This window comes from Achromobacter pulmonis (assembly GCF_902859765.1).
Classification (GTDB): Bacteria; Pseudomonadota; Gammaproteobacteria; order Burkholderiales; family Burkholderiaceae_B; genus Achromobacter; species Achromobacter pulmonis.
Window position 1 is genome coordinate 32452 of record NZ_CADIJV010000002.1, and the last position, 18017, is coordinate 50468.

The 18017-nt window shown below is 65.7% G+C and carries 16 protein-coding genes and 1 pseudogene; 8 read left to right on the forward strand and 9 right to left on the reverse strand.

Going from position 1 to position 18017, the window contains the following annotated elements:
• Positions 1 to 88 precede the first annotated feature (88 nt).
• On the reverse strand, positions 89 to 802 hold the full coding sequence (locus HV701_RS01815) for a hypothetical protein (protein WP_175131434.1): 714 nt from the start codon (positions 800 to 802) through the stop codon (positions 89 to 91).
• A 108-nt stretch (positions 803 to 910) separates the two neighbouring features.
• Complete coding sequence (locus HV701_RS01820; protein WP_175131435.1) at positions 911 to 1564, reverse strand: hypothetical protein; 654 nt, start codon at positions 1562 to 1564, stop codon at positions 911 to 913.
• 245 nt (positions 1565 to 1809) lie between these two features.
• Between HV701_RS01820 and HV701_RS01825 the strand changes: the two genes are divergently transcribed.
• Both HV701_RS01825 and HV701_RS01830 read left to right on the forward strand, forming a co-directional pair.
• A complete protein-coding gene (locus tag HV701_RS01825) occupies positions 1810 to 2238 on the forward strand; it encodes a VOC family protein (protein ID WP_175131436.1) in 429 nt (142 codons plus the stop codon).
• Between the two features lie 104 nt (positions 2239 to 2342).
• The gene (locus HV701_RS01830; RefSeq protein ID WP_175131437.1) at positions 2343 to 2933 is read left to right on the forward strand and encodes a hypothetical protein; all 591 of its coding nucleotides are present in this window, start codon (positions 2343 to 2345) and stop codon (positions 2931 to 2933) included.
• Positions 2934 to 2996: 63 nt separating this feature from the next.
• Here HV701_RS01830 and HV701_RS01835 read toward each other — a convergent pair whose 3' ends face one another.
• The 5 genes from HV701_RS01835 to HV701_RS01855 all read right to left on the reverse strand — a co-directional run bounded on the left by HV701_RS01835 (position 2997) and on the right by HV701_RS01855 (position 7709).
• Positions 2997 to 3449: a carboxymuconolactone decarboxylase family protein gene (locus tag HV701_RS01835; protein WP_175131438.1), complete on the reverse strand. Its 453-nt coding sequence runs from the start codon at positions 3447 to 3449 to the stop codon at positions 2997 to 2999.
• Between the two features lie 64 nt (positions 3450 to 3513).
• Entirely contained in the window at positions 3514 to 4500 is a 987-nt protein-coding gene (locus tag HV701_RS01840) for a Bug family tripartite tricarboxylate transporter substrate binding protein (protein ID WP_175131439.1), read from the reverse strand.
• A 69-nt stretch (positions 4501 to 4569) separates the two neighbouring features.
• Positions 4570 to 5568, reverse strand: a complete 999-nt coding sequence (locus tag HV701_RS01845) for a cyclase family protein (RefSeq protein WP_175131440.1) — start codon at positions 5566 to 5568, stop codon at positions 4570 to 4572.
• Positions 5569 to 5618: 50 nt separating this feature from the next.
• Positions 5619 to 6827 carry a CaiB/BaiF CoA transferase family protein gene (locus tag HV701_RS01850; RefSeq protein WP_175131441.1) on the reverse strand — a complete coding sequence of 403 codons (1209 nt, stop codon included), beginning with the start codon at positions 6825 to 6827 and terminating at the stop codon, positions 5619 to 5621.
• A gap of 36 nt (positions 6828 to 6863) precedes the next feature.
• Positions 6864 to 7709: an HpcH/HpaI aldolase/citrate lyase family protein gene (locus tag HV701_RS01855; protein ID WP_175131442.1), complete on the reverse strand. Its 846-nt coding sequence runs from the start codon at positions 7707 to 7709 to the stop codon at positions 6864 to 6866.
• A gap of 85 nt (positions 7710 to 7794) precedes the next feature.
• Between HV701_RS01855 and HV701_RS01860 the strand changes: the two genes are divergently transcribed.
• Both HV701_RS01860 and HV701_RS01865 read left to right on the forward strand, forming a co-directional pair.
• Positions 7795 to 8676 carry a LysR family transcriptional regulator gene (locus tag HV701_RS01860; protein ID WP_175131443.1) on the forward strand — a complete coding sequence of 294 codons (882 nt, stop codon included), beginning with the start codon at positions 7795 to 7797 and terminating at the stop codon, positions 8674 to 8676.
• A gap of 21 nt (positions 8677 to 8697) precedes the next feature.
• Positions 8698 to 9561 (forward strand): prephenate dehydratase, encoded by an 864-nt coding sequence (locus HV701_RS01865; RefSeq protein WP_175131444.1) that lies wholly within the window; start codon positions 8698 to 8700, stop codon positions 9559 to 9561.
• A gap of 72 nt (positions 9562 to 9633) precedes the next feature.
• Here HV701_RS01865 and fhuE read toward each other — a convergent pair whose 3' ends face one another.
• On the reverse strand, positions 9634 to 11829 hold the full coding sequence (fhuE, locus tag HV701_RS01870; protein ID WP_175131445.1) for a ferric-rhodotorulic acid/ferric-coprogen receptor FhuE: 2196 nt from the start codon (positions 11827 to 11829) through the stop codon (positions 9634 to 9636).
• Between the two features lie 267 nt (positions 11830 to 12096).
• On the opposite strand from fhuE, the gene HV701_RS01875 reads away from it, so the two are divergent.
• From HV701_RS01875 to HV701_RS01890, 4 genes are all read left to right on the forward strand, one after another.
• Entirely contained in the window at positions 12097 to 12609 is a 513-nt protein-coding gene (locus HV701_RS01875) for a sigma-70 family RNA polymerase sigma factor (RefSeq protein ID WP_175131446.1), read from the forward strand.
• On the forward strand, positions 12602 to 13534 hold the full coding sequence (locus HV701_RS01880) for a DUF4880 domain-containing protein (RefSeq protein WP_175131447.1): 933 nt from the start codon (positions 12602 to 12604) through the stop codon (positions 13532 to 13534). The genes HV701_RS01875 and HV701_RS01880 overlap by 8 nt, the downstream gene beginning before the upstream one ends.
• A gap of 99 nt (positions 13535 to 13633) precedes the next feature.
• The gene (locus tag HV701_RS01885; RefSeq protein ID WP_175131448.1) at positions 13634 to 16024 is read left to right on the forward strand and encodes a TonB-dependent siderophore receptor; all 2391 of its coding nucleotides are present in this window, start codon (positions 13634 to 13636) and stop codon (positions 16022 to 16024) included.
• Between the two features lie 7 nt (positions 16025 to 16031).
• Positions 16032 to 17255, forward strand: a complete 1224-nt coding sequence (locus HV701_RS01890; RefSeq protein WP_175131449.1) for a PepSY-associated TM helix domain-containing protein — start codon at positions 16032 to 16034, stop codon at positions 17253 to 17255.
• A gap of 24 nt (positions 17256 to 17279) precedes the next feature.
• Here the strand turns inward: HV701_RS01890 and HV701_RS26675 are convergent.
• Positions 17280 to 17764: pseudogene (locus HV701_RS26675) on the reverse strand (transposase); the annotation flags it as partial.
• Positions 17765 to 18017 lie beyond the last annotated feature (253 nt).

Here is an 18017-nt window from a genome sequence, read left to right on the forward strand (position 1 = left end):
CGGGGATCGAGGGGGGATTATAGGCAGCGCGATGACAAGCGCCGATACCCGGAGGCAAATCCGGGTATCGGCGACACGTGCCATACGACTAATCCGCGTGGTTGGGGATATCGCACTTCCCCGTAGGATATCCAGCGCCGCTGAGCTGATAACTGACCGTGCCTACCGGCTCTACCGGCTCGCGCACCACCGTGCTGGACGGAGAAAGAACGAGCTGTTGAAGGCGGATATCGCAATTGCCGGGCGCGATATCGATGCGCAACTCGTATTGCTCCCCCTGCCTGGGCACGAAAACAGGAAACCGGCATTCGCTCGGTCGCTTTGCATTGATCTCTTCGTTGACCATGCCTGCCCCCACCGGATTCAGCACAAACAGCGTAGAGCCGAGGGAGAGCATCGTGACGAACCATTTGGGCACGATCGCGAACGGCTCACCCACCGGAATGCGCCGCTCCAGTATGCCGTCCTTGACGGGCGGGGCGCCATCAAGCATACCCACCCTGACAGCATCCTTCTGGGCGCCTTGGCTGAGAAAGCCGACCTGTGAACGCAGCTGGCAGGTGCGAGGGTCCAATTCCCCCAGCAGCAAGCCATAGTCATCCGGGTTGCCTTGCACCACCCGTAACTTGGCGGAGGATGACTCATCGGGCTGGATATAGGTGTTGTTGGCCGCGCAGCCGGCCAAGCTCGCGACGATCACGGTCACGACCAACCGCCGGGACAGGCTGGACAACGACGGGAACGTCGCTGACGTTCTCGCGGCCGCTGCCTGGAAGACCACCGGCAGATCAGACGCACTCATTGGAAGGGCTCCGCTTGGTTGACGAATGCAGGTTCGGAGATCGCGCGGAAATTGCCGAGCGGTGGATGCCGCGCTGCCCGACCTGTCTCCCTTGATGAAGCGCCGGCATCAGAGCTTCAACACGTCTCGCGCCAGCACTTCCGCGCATGCCACGGAGGCTTTGTCGAGATAGCTCTTGAGCAGCTCCGCATTGTTCTCCAGCAACTGATCCTTGGTCGGTGGATTCTTGTCGTCACCTTGCACCGAGGCGCAAGCGGACTGGGCCACGACCGTCTTGGTCACTGTGTCGATCAGTCGCAACCGCGCGTTGTAAGTCACGCGGTAATGTGCCCAGTCGGTCGGGTAGTAGTTGAACATCCAGCTCAGCGTCTTCACGTCCAAAAGAAAATCACTACCTGGATTGGCGGCCACGACTGTGGCAATGTCGTCTTTCTTGAGCACCGTAGTGGAAGCCATCGGCGTTGTGCGCTTGGCGGCGGCAAGCTTGCCCTGCAAGGCCGTTGAAATGGCGATTGCCGGGTCCTCGATGGCGTTCTCTTTCACAATGGTGTTGCCCTCCGAGATCATCGCGGCGGCACCGATCATCGCGAAAGCGGCCTTTCCAGCGGTGAATGCTGCAAAATCGGGGCGTTCATAACTCACAGTGGCCACTGATCGACCTTCCAACTTGTCCAGCGAATCCTGGGAAATGGGTGAGTGCTTGACGGTGGTGCAGGCCCCCAGGGTCAACGCAAGCGCAATTGCAGTACCGAACCGGAACATCGAGACTCTCTTTGAACGTGATAAAGGAAAATTTGCTGCCGCGAGCAAGCTTGCATGCACATGTCTCCCCCTCGGCATCAATACGGAACACAGGGGTTCTGGCCTCGCTTGCTCCCGAAATGTCCAGGAGAACCCCGCAAGCTACGCCAAAGCCCGCGGATATTACTATCAGTTAAGAAACAAGACAAAATAATTTCAATGCACCACCTGCGCACTTTTCCAACCTGACGTTGCAGGAGCATTCCGTGCTGAATCGAGACCGACATAAGGGCCGCCTGATTGACCACATCGGACTCGTCGTGCGAGATCTGCCGGCGAGCAAGAAGTTCTATACCGCGGTATTTGAAGCGCTGGGAATTCCGATCGGCGGGTCGGACGACAGGAATTTCTGGGCGGATGAGTTGTTCATTTCCACGCCGGATAGCGATGAGGTGCAGGGGCAGTTGACCGGGCGCCTGCATCTGGCGTTCCAGGCGCGGGACCGGGACATGGTGGATGCGTTCTACCAGGCGGCGATAACCAATGGCGGGCAGGATAATGGCGCGCTGGGGGAACGGGCGTACCACAAGGGGTATTACGCGGCGTTCGTGCTGGATCCGGATGGGAACAATATCGAGGCGGTTTGCCGGGATTCGGCGGTACGGAGTGCGGATTCTGTTGTAGTTAGGTATTGAGCTAGGCTAAAGCCGTGCCTAGGCATGCCTTGACACGTCCAATAAATTCCTCAAACATCGGCCATCCGCCTGCAATTTCAAAAGACTCTAAAAAAATACCTTAGATGCCGCACAAGAAGATCGTCTCAGATGCAATCAGCAGCTATCAGGAAACACTGAGCGAAGCGATCACCATCGCCCGCACTCTCACGCTGGAACCATTTTTCGAACTGAGTTTCAACACCTCTGCCGTTTCGAGAGAATGGACAGAGTCCAAACTTCAAGATCTGAGAACGGGCTACGCGCGGCCCGACAAGCGAAAGTGTGCCCTGTATATATTCAAACTGGACAATCCTCAACAAAGCAAGATCGTTCTCAGCGAAATCGAACGAGCCAAAGGCGGACAAGGCACAGACGACGGAAAGAAAAATCTCTGCACATTTAATCGTCAGTTCGATGGCTCTGAAACTCTCTACGTGGGTCGCAGCTTTACTCCTCGATCGAGAATAAGCCAACACCTGGTTTCGTCAAAAAGTGGCACCTACGCGATGCATTTGGAGGAATGGGCGAAACCGCTCGCATTGAACATCAACTTAACCATTTATGACGTCCCCCAATACAACGACGAGGTTGAAGTCGAACGAGCGATGAGCGTTCTGGAAACAGGTGTATGGGACCATCTTAGGCCACTCCTTGGGCGCAGGGGCGACAGGTGATCCAAGAAAATCAGCGACAAGGATTCCGATTGAAATAGCTTGTGAAGATTGCACCCCACGGACCTAGCCCCCTCCAAACAAATCCGCCCCCCGCGCATCCGCCGGCTCCACCACATACCCGATCTCCCCCGCCACCTCGCGCAGAATCCCCTGCGCCAGATTGAATGCGGTATTGGCCGCCGGCACGCCCGCGTAGATCGCGTTCTGCAGCAGCACTTCCTTCAATTCATCCGGGCTCAGCCGCGAATCGTCCTTGGCGGTCAGCGCGGCGCGCACGTGCAGTTCGAATTCTTCCCAGCGACCCAGCGACAGGGTCACCGCCAGCACCATCATGCGCCGCGCCTTGTGCGGCAGACCAGGGCGGCTCCAGATGTCGTGCCAGGCGTAGCGGGTGATCAGGTTCTGGTAGTCGGCGGTGAAGGTGGTGGCGCGGTCCAGCGATCGCTGCACCCACTCTTCTCCCAGTACGGCGCGGCGGTTGGCCAGGCCGCGCTCGAAATCGTCTTCCCGGCTCATTGCGGCATCTCCCAGAGTGCTTGCGTCGACCCGGCGGGCGGCGATGCCGCCCGCCGTGGGGCGATCAGTTCACCGTGATGTTATTGGTTTTCACCACCTCGGCCCAGCGAACCTGCTCGGCGTCGACGAACTTGGCGAAGTCGGCCGCGCTGCTGCCGACCGGCGTCAGGCCGAGCTTGGAGAGCTTTTCGCGGGTCTCCGGGCGGGCCAGGGCCTTTTGCACCAGGTCCTGCAATTTAGCGACGACTTGCGGGTCGGTGCCCGCGGGCAGGAAGAAACCATTCCATTCGACCACGTTGAAGTCCTTGATGCCGCTTTCGCTGACCGTGGCCACGTTGGGCAGTTCCGGCATGCGCTTGGCCGACGACACCGCCAGGGCCTTGAGCTTGCCGCCGCTGACGTAGTTCAGGCTGGAGGCGGCGTTGGCGAAATAGACGTCGACCTGCCCGCCCATGACGTCGACGATGGCGGGCGCGCCGCCCTTGTACGGCACGTGCACCACATCGATCTTGGCGTCTTTCTTGAGCAGTTCGGCGGCCATCTGCGCCAGGCTGCCCGGGCCATAGGAGGCAAAGGTGTAGCGGCCGGGGTGGGCGCGCGCCGCCTTGATGAAGTCGGGCAGATTGTTGAAGGCCGAACCGGGCGCGGCCACCAGGATGTTGGGCACGCTGACCGCTTGCGAAACCGGGATGAAGTCCTTCTTGGCGTCATAGGGCAGCTTGCGCAGCACGGGATTGATCGCGAAGGCGGACGCGTCATAGAGCACGGTGTAGCCGTCCGGCTTGGCGCGCGCCACATAGGCGGCGCCGATGGAGCCGCTGGCGCCGCCCTTGTTCTCGATGACGACGCTCTGGCCGGCGACTTCGCCCATGCCCTGGGCGATGATGCGGGCCGCATTGTCGGCGCCGCCGCCGGCGGAATACGGCACCACCACGGTGATGGGCTGGTCCGGATAACCGGCGGCCTGGGCCGCGCCCAGGGTGCAGGCCAGGCCCAGGGCGGCAGCGACGGGACGCAGTGCGGCCAGGGCCGCGTGACGGGTTTTCTTCATGTGTGCTCCTCACTTCTCCCCTGCGGGGATGTTGAATCGATCAAGGATCGCGGCGCGATCCGCCCGAGGTCAGACGGTCGCGATGGGGTTGACCGGCGCGCCCACCAGACCGGGCACGTACATTGGCGCGGCGGTCAGGAAGAAAGCGTGGCGGCCATGCTGGCGCAACCATTGCGCCAGCGGGGTCAGGTGCCAGAGTTCGCCCAGCGGCAGCCCCAGCTTGAAAAGGCATTGTTCGTGCAGCGGCAGCAACGGCCCGCTGCCCGCATCCAGGTGATGGTTGCGCAATTCGACCGCGTGGTTGTCGGCGGCGATGGCGGCGATGCGGCTGTCCTTGATCCAGGCCAGCAATTGCGCATCGGCGCCGTCCAACACGCAGCAGCTGGTCTTGAGGCGTTCCTGTTCATCGTCGCCCAGGGACAGCGCCAGGTCGGCCAGACCCGTATGCAGGCACAGGATGTCACCGGGCCGCGCCTGCACGCCGTCGGCGCGCATCACGTCCATCAGGTCCTGGTACGAGACCTTGCGGTGCGCGTCGCCGAAGTGCGCGCGCAGGTCGACCATCACGCCGCGCCCCTGGATGCCGTGCCGCGCCATTGGCGCGATGGACAGGTCCTGCGTGCCGGTAAAGCCTTCGGCGCGCGCTTCGCTGACGGCAAAGCCGTTGTAGCCGGTGGGCTGGGCCTGGCCGGTGCCGTGGGCGTCGTACATCGACCCCACGTGGCCCAGGGCGTCCCACTGGGTGGAGTATTGCGGCGACAGGGTGACACGGTCATCGCTGACCACGTCGGTGGCGCCGGGCACGTCCCGCGCCAGCGGATAGCGGTAGACCGGCACGCCGTTCTTTTCGGCGGGCTGGATCAGTGGCCCCTTGCGCCGCGGGTTGAGCACCGGCGCGCGCGGCACCGTCAGCGGCAGGCTCAGCGAAAACGACAAGCCCTCGCGGATTTCCGCGATAGCCGCCAGGCGCGCCTGGCGGTCCAGGTGATTCAGGGTGCCGAGCTGGTCGTCTTCCCCGAAATCGCCCCAGTTGGAGCCCTCGGGGCGGTGCAGATAGCGTGCGGGCATTCGGTTGTCTCCCCGTTCGTTGGCGGATGAGTCTTATTTTGTCGTGGCGGCTATTGCACCACCGACGACTGCAACAATTGGCGGATTTCCGGTTCGCTGTATCCCAGGGTGGACAGAATTCCTTCGCTGTGTTCGCCCAGGCCCGGCGCACCCCGCCCCGCCGCCTGGCTGGCCGCCGGTTTTTCGGCGGCGGCCCCGAAGTGCGCCCACTGCCCCAGGCCCAGGTAGCCGCCGGCCTGCGGGTTGCGGTAAGGGCGCATCAGTCCCATGGCCTCGACCTGCGGGTGGTCGAACATGTCTTCGACCGGGCGCACCTCGGCGCAAGGCACGCTCTGGCCGAAGCGCTCGGCCCACTCGCGGGCCGAAGCGCGCGACAGCGCCTGGCGCACCAGGGGCACCAGCACGGCGGCCTGCGCCGCGCGCTTTCTCACCGAGTCGTAATCGGGGTGGTCAGCCAGTTCGGGCAGGTTCAGGTGGCCGCACAGCGCGCGCCAGAAATGCGGCGTGTTGGCCGACAGATACAGATAGCCTTCGCGGGTGGGATGGATGCCGGTGATGCCGCCCGAGCGCATGTCGCGTTCGACGTGGCGCGGCTCGCCATCGGCCCAGACCAGGCGGGCCGATTGCATCGCCAGGGCGCTGCCCAGCAGCGAGACGTCGATCGCCTGGCCGCGCCCGGTTTTCTCGCGGCGGTAGAGGGCCGCCGCCACGCTGTTGGAGATCAGCGCGGCGCCGTAGTAATCGACCACCGAGCCATACAGCACTTCGGGCGGGCCGTCGGCCTTGGCCTGGGCCGCGCACATGCCGGTCATGGACTGCAGCACCTGGTCGTAGCCGGCGTGGCGCGCCATCGGGCCGACCGCGCCATAGCCGGTCATGGCGCAATAGACCAGGCGCGGGTTGACCGCCGACAGCGTGGCGAAGTCGATGCGCAGCCGTTCCGGCACGCCGGGGCGGAAGTTGTGGACCAGCACGTCGGCCTCGCGCACCAGCCGCAGCAGGACCTCGTGGCCGGCGGCTTCCTTCAGGTTCAGGCACAGGCCGCGCTTGTTGCGGTTGATGCCGAGAAAGGCGCGGCTCTCGGTCTCCAGCGTGGAGGGGTATTTGCGCAGGTTGTCGCCTTCGGGCGGCTCCACCTTGATCACGTCGGCGCCCAGGTCGCCCAGCAGGGCGCAGCCGTAGGGACCGGCGATATACGCGCTCAGGTCCAGGACCTTGATGCCGGCCAGCGGCAGGTCGGCGGGGGATTCTTGCTGCATGTCTTGATTCACTCGTTATCGGTCTCGTGGCCGGTTTCAGGCGGGGCGACCGGCGGCCAGCAAAACGTCCTGGGCGCGGCGCACGAAGGGGGCATCGATCATCTTGCCGTCGAGCAGGAACGCGCCGACGCCTTCGTGCTCGCGGCTGGCCGAGACGATGCGCTCGGCCTGGGCCACCTCTTCGGCGCTGAAGCCGAACACCTCGTTGGCGATGGCGATCTGGCTGGGATGCACGCAGGACTTGCCCAGGAAACCGAGCGAGCGCGCCAGTTGCGCCTCGGCCCGGAAGCCGTCGCCATCGCGCACGCGGGCATAGGCCGCGTCCATGGCGTACTTGCCGGCGCAGCCGGCGGCCAGGCGCAGGGCCAGCATCACCGCGCGCAGCGTGTCGGGCTGGTAGCGCTCGATGCCAAGCGGCTCGAACAGATCGGCCAGCCCCAACTGCAGGCCGGCGACACGGGGATGGGCGGACGCCAGTTCCGCCGCGCCGGCCAGCGCGCGCGGGGTCTCCACCGTCACCAGGAATTCGCCGGCAAAGCCGGCATCGCTGGCGTCGTCGATGGCGGCGCGCAGCGCGGCGGCGCTTTCGACCTTGGGCAGGTTCAGCAGGTCGATCGGCAGGCCCGGCAGCGCGGCCAGGTCGGCGGCGTAGTCGGGGGTGTCGGCGCCATTGATGCGGACGATAATTTTCTTGGCATATTGTGCACGGGCGCTGGCGAACGCCGCGCCCCCCAGCCAGGCGGCCAGGCTGGCGCGCGCCTGCGGCTTGCGGGCCGGCGCGACCGCATCTTCCAGGTCAAAGGACAGCGCATCGGCCTGACTGGCCATGGCCTTGTCGAACAGTTCCGGGCGCGAGGCCGGGACGAAAAGCTTGCTTCGCATTGATGTCTCCTGGCCGCATTGTGGCGTTGGAGACGGCCGACTGGGGACAGCCAATTTACGATAAGACGATAGAATATCTATCATCATGAACACTGACTTCCTGCACACGCTGGCCGCCGTGGCACGCCACGGCTCCATGGCCGAGGCCGCGCGCCGCCTGGGGCTGACCCACGGCGCGGTGGCGCAACAGATCCGCAAGCTGGAGCAGGACCTGGGCGTGGCGCTGGTGGCGCGGGCCGGCCGCACCGTGCACCTGACGGCCAAGGCCACCGAACTGATCGGGCCGATGCGCGAGGTGCTGGAGCGCATCGAGAAGATCCGCTATCTGGCGCGTTCCGACGAGATGATGGGCGAGTTGCGGCTGGGCGCCGGCAATACGGCGCTCAATTCCATGGTGCCGGCCATCCTGGAACACCTGGTGCGGCGCCATCCGCTGATCAACGTCGAGATCCAGCCGGGCCATTCGGCGCGCTTCTATCCCGCCATCGAGAGCGGCGAACTCGACGCCGCCATCGCGCTGGAGGCGCCCTACCCGCTGTCCAAGAGCCTGGGCTGGCAATTGCTGCGCGAGGAACCGTATGTGCTGGCGGCAGCGCCGCGCCATGCCGGGCGGCATCCGCACAGCCTGCTGGCGACGGAACCCTTCATCCGCTACCAGCGCAGCGACTGGGGCGGACGCTATGTTGACGACTACCTGCGGCGCGTCGGCATCGCGCCGCGCGAGCGTTTCGAGTTGAATGCCATCGAGTCCATCGCCGTGATGGTCAGCCGCGACCTGGGGGTGGCGATCCTGCCGCGCTCCACCAACGGCGCGATCGAACGGCTCGGTCTGCTGGCCCTGCCGCTGCCCGAACCCTGCGAGCCGCGCCGCTTCGGCCTGATCTGGTCGCGCGGCTCGCCGCGGCTGGCGCTGATCCATGCGTTCCGCGAGATCGCCGTGGTCGCGTACGGCAACGCCGGCGCCTGACCCGCGCCCCAAGGAGCAATCATGTACAAGACCCTGCTATCGATGTTGTCCGGCCGCCCCTTGACGGCGCTGCCAGCGGCGGCCGGCCGCGTCGTGCGCACCGGCTATCTCGGCCCGGCGGGCTCGTGGACGCACCAGGCCTGCCTGGACCTGTTCGGTCCCGATGGCCTGGTGGCGCTGTCGCGCGACGAGCTGTTCAAGGATTACCAGCGCAGCCGGATCGAGCGTGCATGCGTGCCCGTGACCACATCGGTGGTGGGCGTTACGCCGTACCTGGACGCGGTGCTGGACTTGCCCGAGGTGACGGTGGTGGCCGAGTATCCCAAGATGCTGAGCTACAGCCTGCTGGCCAAACCGGGCGCGCGGCTGGCCGACATCACGGAAGTGCTGGCCCACCCGGTGGCGTTCGAGGAGGTCAAGCCATGGATCGAGCGCGAAATGCCGCGGGTCAGGCGTACCGAAACCACGGGCGGCGGCGCCGCCGCCAAGGCGGTGGCCGACAGCCCAGGCCATCACAGGGCATCGTTCGGGCCGCGCATCGGCGCGGCGATCCACGCGCTGGAGCCGCTGGTGGACGGCATTGAGTTCGGGCCGCACAACGTGACCCGCTGGTGGGTGCTGGGCCGTGACCTGCCGGCGCCAACGGGGCGCGACAAGACCTCGCTGCGGGTCGATGCGTCCGACGACACGTTCAACGCCACACTGGCGGCCTTGGTGAACGCCAAGGTGCCGGTGCTGACCATTTACGAGCGGCCCAGCGGGAAGACGCTGGACACGCACCGCTATCTGATCGAGGTGGCCGGCCACGCCCTGCAGGAGCCGCTGGCATCCGTCCTGGCCGCCCATCCGCAGATGCGGCTGCTGGGCTCGTATCCCCGCCAGTGATCCCGCGATACGCATGGCCGGCGCCGCTCCCCGGCTGATCGGTCAGCCCGGCCGGACCGGCCGGGCTTGCCCTCAATACTGATACCGCATCGTCAACGTGGCGCTGCGCCCCGCCGCCCACGCGCCCTGGCTGTAGAAGCCGATCTGCGAGTAGTACTTGCGGTCCATCAGGTTGTTGATGTTCAACTGCGCCGACAGGCCCTTGTCGAACTTGTAGCGCGCCATCAGGTTGACCAGGGCGTAGCTGCCCTGCCCCACCCGCTCGCTGCCATTGGGACCGTTGGCAATCGTATAGACATGGCTCTGCCAGTTGACGCCGCCGCCCACCGTCAGCCGGTTCCAATCGCCCGGCAGCCGATAGGTGGTGAACAACCGCACCAGGCTGCGCGGCTGGTCGGTCTGGATCGGGCTGCCGTCGCCATCGCGCGCGGTCCAATGCGACCACCCCGCCGCCACGTTCCAGCCCGGCGTGACTTCTCCGGACACTTCCAGGTCGAACCCGCGGCTGCGCGTGCCATTGGCGGCGCGCGAGGCCTGGTTGAGCGTGCCCGGCACCAGGTAACCGACGTCGTCCTGCGCCAGATTGTCCTGGTTGATCTGGAACACCGCGGCCGACGCGTTCAAGCGGCCGTCGAGGAATTCACCCTTGATGCCGGCCTCGTACGCCTTGCCCTCCAGCGGATCGAGCCAGTTGCCGTTGCGGTCCTGCTTGTCCTGCGGGTTGAAGATCTCGGTGTAGCTGACATACGCCGTGTAGTTCTCGTTGATGTCGTACAGCAAGCCGGCGTACGGCACGAACGCGTCCTTGTCGAAGGCCTGCCTGCTGCTGCCGCCCCACCCCACCGCGTCCGTCTTCCAGGTACTGTAGCGGCCGCCGACGATCAGCTTGAGCGGATCGGCCAGGCTGAAGCGCAGCGCGCCGTACCAGCCGGCCTGCTTGGTGGTGTAGCGGCTGGCCAGGGTGGAGGTGTCGCTCCACTGCGGCTCGGGGTACGAGCCGTCCCAGTCCAGGAAATTGCCAACGGCGGCCGGCGACACAGCGCCACGGTTGCGGAAATCGGCGTACTGGCGCGTGAAGCTGGCGCCGACCACGGCTTCGTGCTGGCGGCCGAACAGGGTGAAGGGGCCGGAGGCCTTGAGATCGAGGCTGTTCTGCTTGCGGTCGCCGTAATAGCGTTGGGCCGATGCCCCCATGCCCAAGCCCGTGGTGCGATCGGGCCAGCCGGTCAGGTAGAGCAGCTTGCCGTCCATTTCGTGCTTGGAATGCGAGCCCACGGCCTGCACGCGCCAGCCATTGTCGAAGCGATGCTCCAGACTGGCGAAGGCGCCTTCGGTGGTGCTGGCCCATTGGGTCCAGTCGGCGCCGGTGTTGAGCGAGCGCTTCCAATCGGTGCGGCCGCCGTCGGCGTACCACAGCGGGAAGCCGCCCCAGCTACTGCGCTGCGGCGCATTGTCCTGGTAGTTGAAGCCGACGCTCAAGGTAGTGCGCGCGGTCAGGTCGGCGTCGACCACGCCGTAGAAGACCTTCTTGCGGTTCTGGTAGCCGTCCAGGTATGAATGATTGTCCTGGTAGGCCGAGACGATGCGGCCGCGCACGCTGCCGCTGGCGTTCAGCGGCGAGGACAGGTCGGCGGTGGCGCGGTAGGTGTCCCACGTGCCGGCGCTGACGCTCAGGTCGGCGGTGAATTCGCGGCTGGTGGCGTGCTTGCGCACCAGATTGACCGAGGCCGAGGGGTTGCCGGTGCCGGTCAACAGGCCGGTGGCGCCGCGCACCACTTCGACGCGGTCGTAGATGATGGGGTCGATGGAGGACTCGCCCGCGGCATAGCCAGTGTCGAAGCTGGTGGGAACACCGTCGTACAGGTAGTTGCTGATGGCGAAGCCGCGCGAGCTGAAGCTGTAGCGCTCGCTGTCGTAGTTCTGCACCGAGATGCCGGGGGTGTTGCCCAGGACGTCGGTCAGCGAACGCATGTCCTGATCTTCGATGCGCTGGCGCGTGACCACGGTGACCGATTGCGGGGTTTCGCGCAGCGACAGCGGCAGGCCGGTGCTGGCGGACGTGGCGCGCGGGGTGTAGGCGCCGGTGCCTTCGGTGGTGGTCGGGTCGCCGTCGGCCTGGACCTGCACGGCGGGCAAGGTGGCGACGCCCGCCTCCTGCGCCACGGCCGTACCGCTGGCAAGCGCCATCAGCACCAGGCCGGTGGTGCGCCGCAGGGCGAGGCGTGGACGAATGGCGGGGCGGATACCGGTGGGCCGCGGGTCTTGCATAACGGACTTCCTTGCTAAAAGGGTTAGAAATAATTAGCGAATAAGTGTAATGCGAACTTTTCTCATGCGCGTTTGTGTTGCGAATGCGCACATAGGTATTTCCCTTATAGCGGCGAACCTTGCAGCGCGTGTCGGACCGTGTCACGCGCCCGCGACGGGTGCTGCCGCCCGCCCTGGCCTGGCGTCCGCGTGCACCGCGGAAGTTTTCCGATACAATAAAAACGATTCTCAATATCGAAATTCAGTCTTCCTTTCCCCCTTTTCTCCATGACTGCCCGCCTGGCACCGGATCACGATCACGTGTGCGCACTCTATGCGGACCATCACCACTGGCTGGTGACCTGGTTGCGACGAAAGCTGGGCTGCGGCTTCGATGCCGCCGACATCGCGCACGACACCTTCCACCGCCTGCTGGTCCAGCCAGAGCGCGCCCGCGCCCTGCATGAGCCACGCGCCTACCTGACAACACTGGCGCACGGGCTGGCGGTGGACCACATCCGCCGCCGCCGGCTGGAACGCGCCTACCTCGACGAAATCGCCCTGCTGCCAGAGGAACATGCGCCGTCTCCCGAGACGCGCGCGCTGCTGTTCGAAGCGCTCGTGCGCATCGACCGCATGCTGGATGGGCTGAGCGCGAAGGCGAAAAAGGCTTTCCTGATGTCGCGGCTGGACGGCATGACCTATCCCGACATTGCCGCGGCGCTGCGCGTGTCGCTCAGTTCAGTGGAAAAATACATGGCCACCGCCATCCGCCATTGCTACGAGCTGCGCTATGGCTGATCGGGCCGTCGTGCTGGAACGCGCCATTTCCTTCGCCGTACGGCTCAATTCAGGCAACGCCGGCGCGGCCGACCACGACGCCTGCCGGCGCTGGCGCGAGGCCGACGCCGAGCACGAGCGCGTCTGGCGGCAATTGCAAGCCATCGAGACGGATCTGCGGACAGTATCGGAATCGCCCGCGGGACCGGCCGCCGCATCGGCCCTGCGCGCCGCGCCCAGTCAGCGGCGACGCCAGTTGCTGGCCATGCTGGGCCTGGGCGCGGCGGGCGCGGGGCTGACGCTGGCGTGGCGCGACGGCGCATGGGAACGCTATGCCGCCGATTACCGCAGCGGGGTGGGAGAGCGCCGCCGCTACGCGCTGGCCGATGGCGCCGAGCTGTGGCTGAACACCGATTCCGCGGTGCGGGCCGACCCGGGCGGCTTGCGGCTGACCCTGCTGGCGGGTGAAATGCGCATGGACACCGGCGCGAACGCGACCTGGGAAGTGCGCACGCGGCAAGCCTGCTTCAGCGGCACGCGCGCTCGGTTCCTGCTGCGCCAGTTGGACAACGCCACTTTGCTGGAATTGCTGGGCGGCGAACTACGCATCGCGCCCGTGCGCGGCATCGAAACACTGGCCGAACCCGGCGGCCGCTATCGTGTGAGCGACCACGCTGTGGGGCGGCAGCCGGCCGCGCCATTCGACGCCGACGGCTGGGCCAGGGGCGTGCTGACGGTGCGCGGCATGCGGCTGGCGGACTTCCTGCAAGAACTATCCCGGTACCAACACGGCTGGATCAGTTGTGATCCGGCGGTGGCCGACCTGCGCGTTTCCGGTGCCTTTCTCTTGGATGACCTGCCCGGCGCCCTGGACACCCTGGCGCGCGTGCTGCCCATGCGGGTCCAGCGCTACACCGGACTGTGGACCCGCGTGCTGCCCGCCTGACCGGCGTTACAAATTTCCCGCACTGCACGTTACGGGTTTCGGCGACCTCGCTCGACATAGGGAATGACAACCCCAGTTTGAACCAGGATCGCACCCGCCATGTCCCGCCCTGCCCGCGTCATACCTTATCGCCTGTTCCGCCTTCTGCCGCTGTGCGCCGCACTGGCGTTCGCCCCCACCCTGCACGCCCAGTCCGCCTCCATGGCGTTCGAGCAGGCGGCCGCGCCGCTCGATGCCGCCCTGAACCAATACGCCGCCACCGCCCGGGTAACGCTCTCGTTCGACGCGTCGCTCACGGCCGGGCGCCAGGCCCCGGCGCTGCGTGGCACGTATTCGGTCGCCGACGGGTTCGCGGCCTTGCTGGCCGGCAGCGGCCTGATCGCGCAACAGACCGGAGAACGCCACTTCATCATCCGCCCTGCCGCCCCGTCGGTCAGCACCCTGTCGGCCGTCACCGTGACGGCCGATGCGACCGCGGACCGCTACAACCCGCCCACCACCGTGGGCTCGAAATCGGCCCTGACGCAACGGCAGATTCCCCAATCCGTCAGCGTGGTGACACAGGAACGCATACGCCAACAGGCGATGCAGACGCTGGACGACGCCATGCGCAATACCGCCGGCGTCACGGTCGAACGCCGCGACAACAGCCGTTCGATCTTCCATTCGCGCGGCTTCGACATGACCTCCTACCAGGTCGACGGCATCCCCACGCAATACGACTGGCGCATGCTGTCCTCGAGCGACCTGGCGGTATACGACCGCGTCGAAGTGCTCAAGGGCCCGGCCGGCCTGTACAACGGCGCGGGCGGACTGGGCGGGGCCATCAACCTGGTGCACAAGCGGCCGGAGAAAGCCTTTGGATTCGAGGGCAGCGTGTCGGCAGGCTCGTGGGACAACTACCGCTCGCAGGTGGACCTGACCGGCGGGCTGAACGCCGATGGCTCGCTGCGCGGCCGGCTGGTCGGGGTCTACCAGGACCGCCGCTTTTTCTATGACAAGACCAACGAGAAACACTCGGTGCTGTACGGCGCGCTGGCCTACGACTTCACGCCCGCCACCACCCTGACGGTGGGCGCCAGCAACCAGAAGCGCGACATCCATGCATCGATGTGGTCGCTGCCGGCCACCATGACGGTGGGCGCCAACGGCCAGCCCAGTTTCGCGCTGGCCGACATCAAGCGCTCGACCTTCATCGGCGCCGACTGGAACCGCGACCAGTTCACCACCACCGAGGCCTTCGCCGACCTGGAACACCACATGGCCAGCGGCTGGACCGCCAAGCTGTCGGGGCGCTATGCCGAGAACAAACTAGACCGTGAACAGGCCTATGGCTGGGGGCCGGCCAATACCGCGAATGACCTGATCCAGCTGATGTCGGCCAAGGGCCCGACGCGGCAGACGCAATCCTCCTACGACGCCTATGCCGACGGCCCGTTCCAGCTTTTTGGCCGCACGCACAACCTGACGCTAGGCGCCAACTACACCGATTCCCGCTTCGACAGCGAGTGGAGCTACCCCACGCCCGCCTGGGCGCCGCGCATCGACATCACCCAGCCGCGCTCCGACTTCGACCGCCTCGACTATGCCTTCAACAACAGCACGCACGCGCGCACCCAGCAATGGGGCCTGTATTCCAGCCTGCGCCTGCGGCTGGCCGAAACGCTGACACTGGTGGCTGGCGGCCGCTACAGTTGGTGGGATCTGACCTCCACCCAGCGCACCGTGTCCACCGAGAAAACGCAGGATGCGAGGTTCAATGGCAAGTTCACGCCGAACCTGGGCCTGATCTACGACCTGAACGACACCTATTCGGTCTACACCAGCTATTCCGAGATCTTCTCGCCGCAGAACGGCTACTCGACGGCGGACGGCAACATGCTCAAGCCGCTGGAAGGCAAGCAGGTCGAGGCCGGCATCAAGGGCGAATACCTGGATGGCGCGCTGAACGCCTCGTTCGCGGTATTCGAGATCCGCGACCAGAATCGCGCCACGCTGGCCGCCGACTCCACGACCCAGTACACGGCCAACGGCAAGACGCGCAACCGCGGCTTCGAACTCCAGGTCAATGGCCAACTGCGTCCGGGCTGGAATGTCTATGCCGGCTATACCTGGCTGCAGGCGCGGGTGGACCAGGGCGCTTCGTACGATTCGAACGTGACCGCCATCGCGCCGCGCCACCTGCTGCGCCTCTGGACCGACTATCGCCTGCCGGGCGACTGGCATCGCTACACCGTCGGCGGCGGCGTCAACGTGCAAAGCGGCACGTATGTAGCGCTGCCCCAGTACAACGGCGCGCGGCTCGAACAAGGCGGTTTCGCCACCGTGGACCTGAAGTTCGGCTACGAGATCAGCCGCAACCTGAACGTGGCGCTCAACATTACCAACCTGTTCGACCGCAAGTACTACGCCACCATCAGCTCGCCCCGCTCGCAAAACGTCTTCGGTGAGCCGCAGGCCTTCCTGCTGACCTTGAACGCGAAGTACTGAGGACGCGATGGCAGGCGCGGCACGCCCGTTCTGGGTGCGCGTGCACCGCTGGGCGGGGCTGGCAACCGCCCTGTTCCTGTGCGTGGCAGGCCTGACCGGCAGCATCCTGGCCTTCAAGGAAGAGCTGGATGCGTGGCTCAATCCGCAGTGGTTCCTGGCGCCCGGTGACGGACGAGCCATGCTGGACCCATTCGCGCTGCGCGAATCGGTGCGCCAGCAACTGCCCTGGGCCGTCGTCGACCAGGTGCCGTTGCGGCGCGAGGCCGACCGCGCGGTGGTTTTCCGGCTGTCGCCACAACGGGATGCGGCCAGCGGCCGCGCGCTGCCGCTGGCCGCCACCCATGCCTTCGCCGACCCCTACAGCGGCAAAGTACTGGGCTGGCGCAACGAGGGGGTGGCATCGCTGGCACGCGAGAACCTGCTGCCCTTCATCTACCGCCTGCATCTGGACCTGACGCTGCCAGGCATCTGGGGCCGGCTGCTGTATGGCGTGGTGGCGCTGGTCTGGACCCTGGATTGCGTCGTGGGCTTCTACCTGACGCTGCCGGCGCCGGGCGCGCGGCGCCAGGGCTTCTGGCGCGGCTGGCGGCCCGCCTGGCTGATCAAGCGCGGCGCCTCGACGACGCGCCGCACCCTGGACCTGCACCGCGCCTTCGGCCTGTGGCTATGGGCGCTGCTGCTGGTGTATGCCTGGTCCAGCGTCATGTTCAACCTGCGCGACCAGGTCTACCAGCCGGTGATGTCGACCATCATGCCCTTCGACACGTCCTGGCGCGGCGCACCCGCGCGGCCGACGCCGCTGGTGACGCCGGCGTTGCAGGGGCCGGCGGCGCTGGCCGCGGCGCGCCGCGCCATGGCCGACCTGGCGCGCGAACGCGGCTTCACCGTGGACGGCGAGGAAATGCTGATGCTGGACCGCCGCCGCGGCCTCTACGGCTATCTGGTGCACAGCGATGCCGACCTGCGCCGCCACGTTGGCAACACGGCCATCCTGATCGACGCCGACAGCGGCGAACGCCGCGGCGTCTACCTGCCGACGCGGGGCGCGTGGGGCGACACTTTCAGCAACTGGCTGGGGGCGCTGCACATGGCCCATGTGTTCGGGCTGCCTTACCGGATCTTCGCGTGCCTGCTGGGGTGGGTGGTGGTGATGCTATCGGTGACGGGTGTTCTGGTGTGGCGCCGCAAGCAACTGGGGCGGACACTGGCGAAATCGCGGCGGCCCCCCTGAGCAGGTTCCGCTGGGTCAATACATGTGCCCCTCCCGGGCCAGAAATATGCTGATCCGCCGATAACCATACCGGGGATACTGGGCCGAGAGCGCCTTCATCCTCGCCACGACCGGCGCGTCCGCGCTCGCCTTGCTCGGCTCATAACGCAAACCCGAACGAGACACTTCATACAGCGTACAGGCCCGGCGCTGGGAAACCCCAAGCGAGCAAACCAGACGGGCTTGCTCCTGCCGAACCTGTACGCTCACCACTTTCGGCGATTGACCTCCTTCATCGCCTCGATCTCCAGATCCCGCTCGACCAGCAGCTTGCGCAGCCGAGCGTTCTCGGTCTCTATTTCCTTGAGCCGGCGCACCTCGTCCACCCCAAACTCCCCGAAACGCTTGCGCCAGCCATAGATGCTCTGCTCGCTCACTCCGTGCCGCTTGGCCACGTCGGCCACCGGGTCTCGGTCGGCCTCCCGCAGTATCCGAACTATCTGCTCTTCGCTGTACCTTGCCTTCTTCATCTCGCTTCCTTCTCGCGTCAGAAGCTATTTTCTCAAATACCCGGTGGTACGAATTTCTCAGAGCAGGTCAGCCCGGCGCCGTCGTAGTAGCGTGCGTCCAGCAGCAGTCCGCGCGCCGCAGCCCTTAACCCCGCGCTCCTGACACAAAAAAAACCCTCGGTACTACTACCTAGCGAGGCTTCTCTATTGCTGCCGCATCAAACGTAGTCTGACACGTTAATTTAAAGAATATTATTCAGCTTGCTTATACATC

Excerpts from the sequence above, each read along its gene's own strand:
- HV701_RS01815 (WP_175131434.1), bottom strand. The coding sequence starts at position 802 with ATGAGTGCGTCTGATCTGCCGGTGGTCTTCCAGGCAGCGGCCGCGAGA.
- HV701_RS01820 (WP_175131435.1), bottom strand. The coding sequence starts at position 1,564 with ATGTTCCGGTTCGGTACTGCAATTGCGCTTGCGTTGACCCTGGGGGCC.
- HV701_RS01830 (WP_175131437.1), top strand. The coding sequence starts at position 2,343 with ATGCCGCACAAGAAGATCGTCTCAGATGCAATCAGCAGCTATCAGGAA.
- HV701_RS01835 (WP_175131438.1), bottom strand. The coding sequence starts at position 3,449 with ATGAGCCGGGAAGACGATTTCGAGCGCGGCCTGGCCAACCGCCGCGCC.
- HV701_RS01840 (WP_175131439.1), bottom strand. The coding sequence starts at position 4,500 with ATGAAGAAAACCCGTCACGCGGCCCTGGCCGCACTGCGTCCCGTCGCT.
- HV701_RS01845 (WP_175131440.1), bottom strand. The coding sequence starts at position 5,568 with ATGCCCGCACGCTATCTGCACCGCCCCGAGGGCTCCAACTGGGGCGAT.
- HV701_RS01850 (WP_175131441.1), bottom strand. The coding sequence starts at position 6,827 with ATGCAGCAAGAATCCCCCGCCGACCTGCCGCTGGCCGGCATCAAGGTC.
- HV701_RS01855 (WP_175131442.1), bottom strand. The coding sequence starts at position 7,709 with ATGCGAAGCAAGCTTTTCGTCCCGGCCTCGCGCCCGGAACTGTTCGAC.
- HV701_RS01860 (WP_175131443.1), top strand. The coding sequence starts at position 7,795 with ATGAACACTGACTTCCTGCACACGCTGGCCGCCGTGGCACGCCACGGC.
- HV701_RS01865 (WP_175131444.1), top strand. The coding sequence starts at position 8,698 with ATGTACAAGACCCTGCTATCGATGTTGTCCGGCCGCCCCTTGACGGCG.
- fhuE (WP_175131445.1), bottom strand. The coding sequence starts at position 11,829 with ATGCAAGACCCGCGGCCCACCGGTATCCGCCCCGCCATTCGTCCACGC.
- HV701_RS01875 (WP_175131446.1), top strand. The coding sequence starts at position 12,097 with ATGACTGCCCGCCTGGCACCGGATCACGATCACGTGTGCGCACTCTAT.
- HV701_RS01880 (WP_175131447.1), top strand. The coding sequence starts at position 12,602 with ATGGCTGATCGGGCCGTCGTGCTGGAACGCGCCATTTCCTTCGCCGTA.
- HV701_RS01885 (WP_175131448.1), top strand. The coding sequence starts at position 13,634 with ATGTCCCGCCCTGCCCGCGTCATACCTTATCGCCTGTTCCGCCTTCTG.
- HV701_RS01890 (WP_175131449.1), top strand. The coding sequence starts at position 16,032 with ATGGCAGGCGCGGCACGCCCGTTCTGGGTGCGCGTGCACCGCTGGGCG.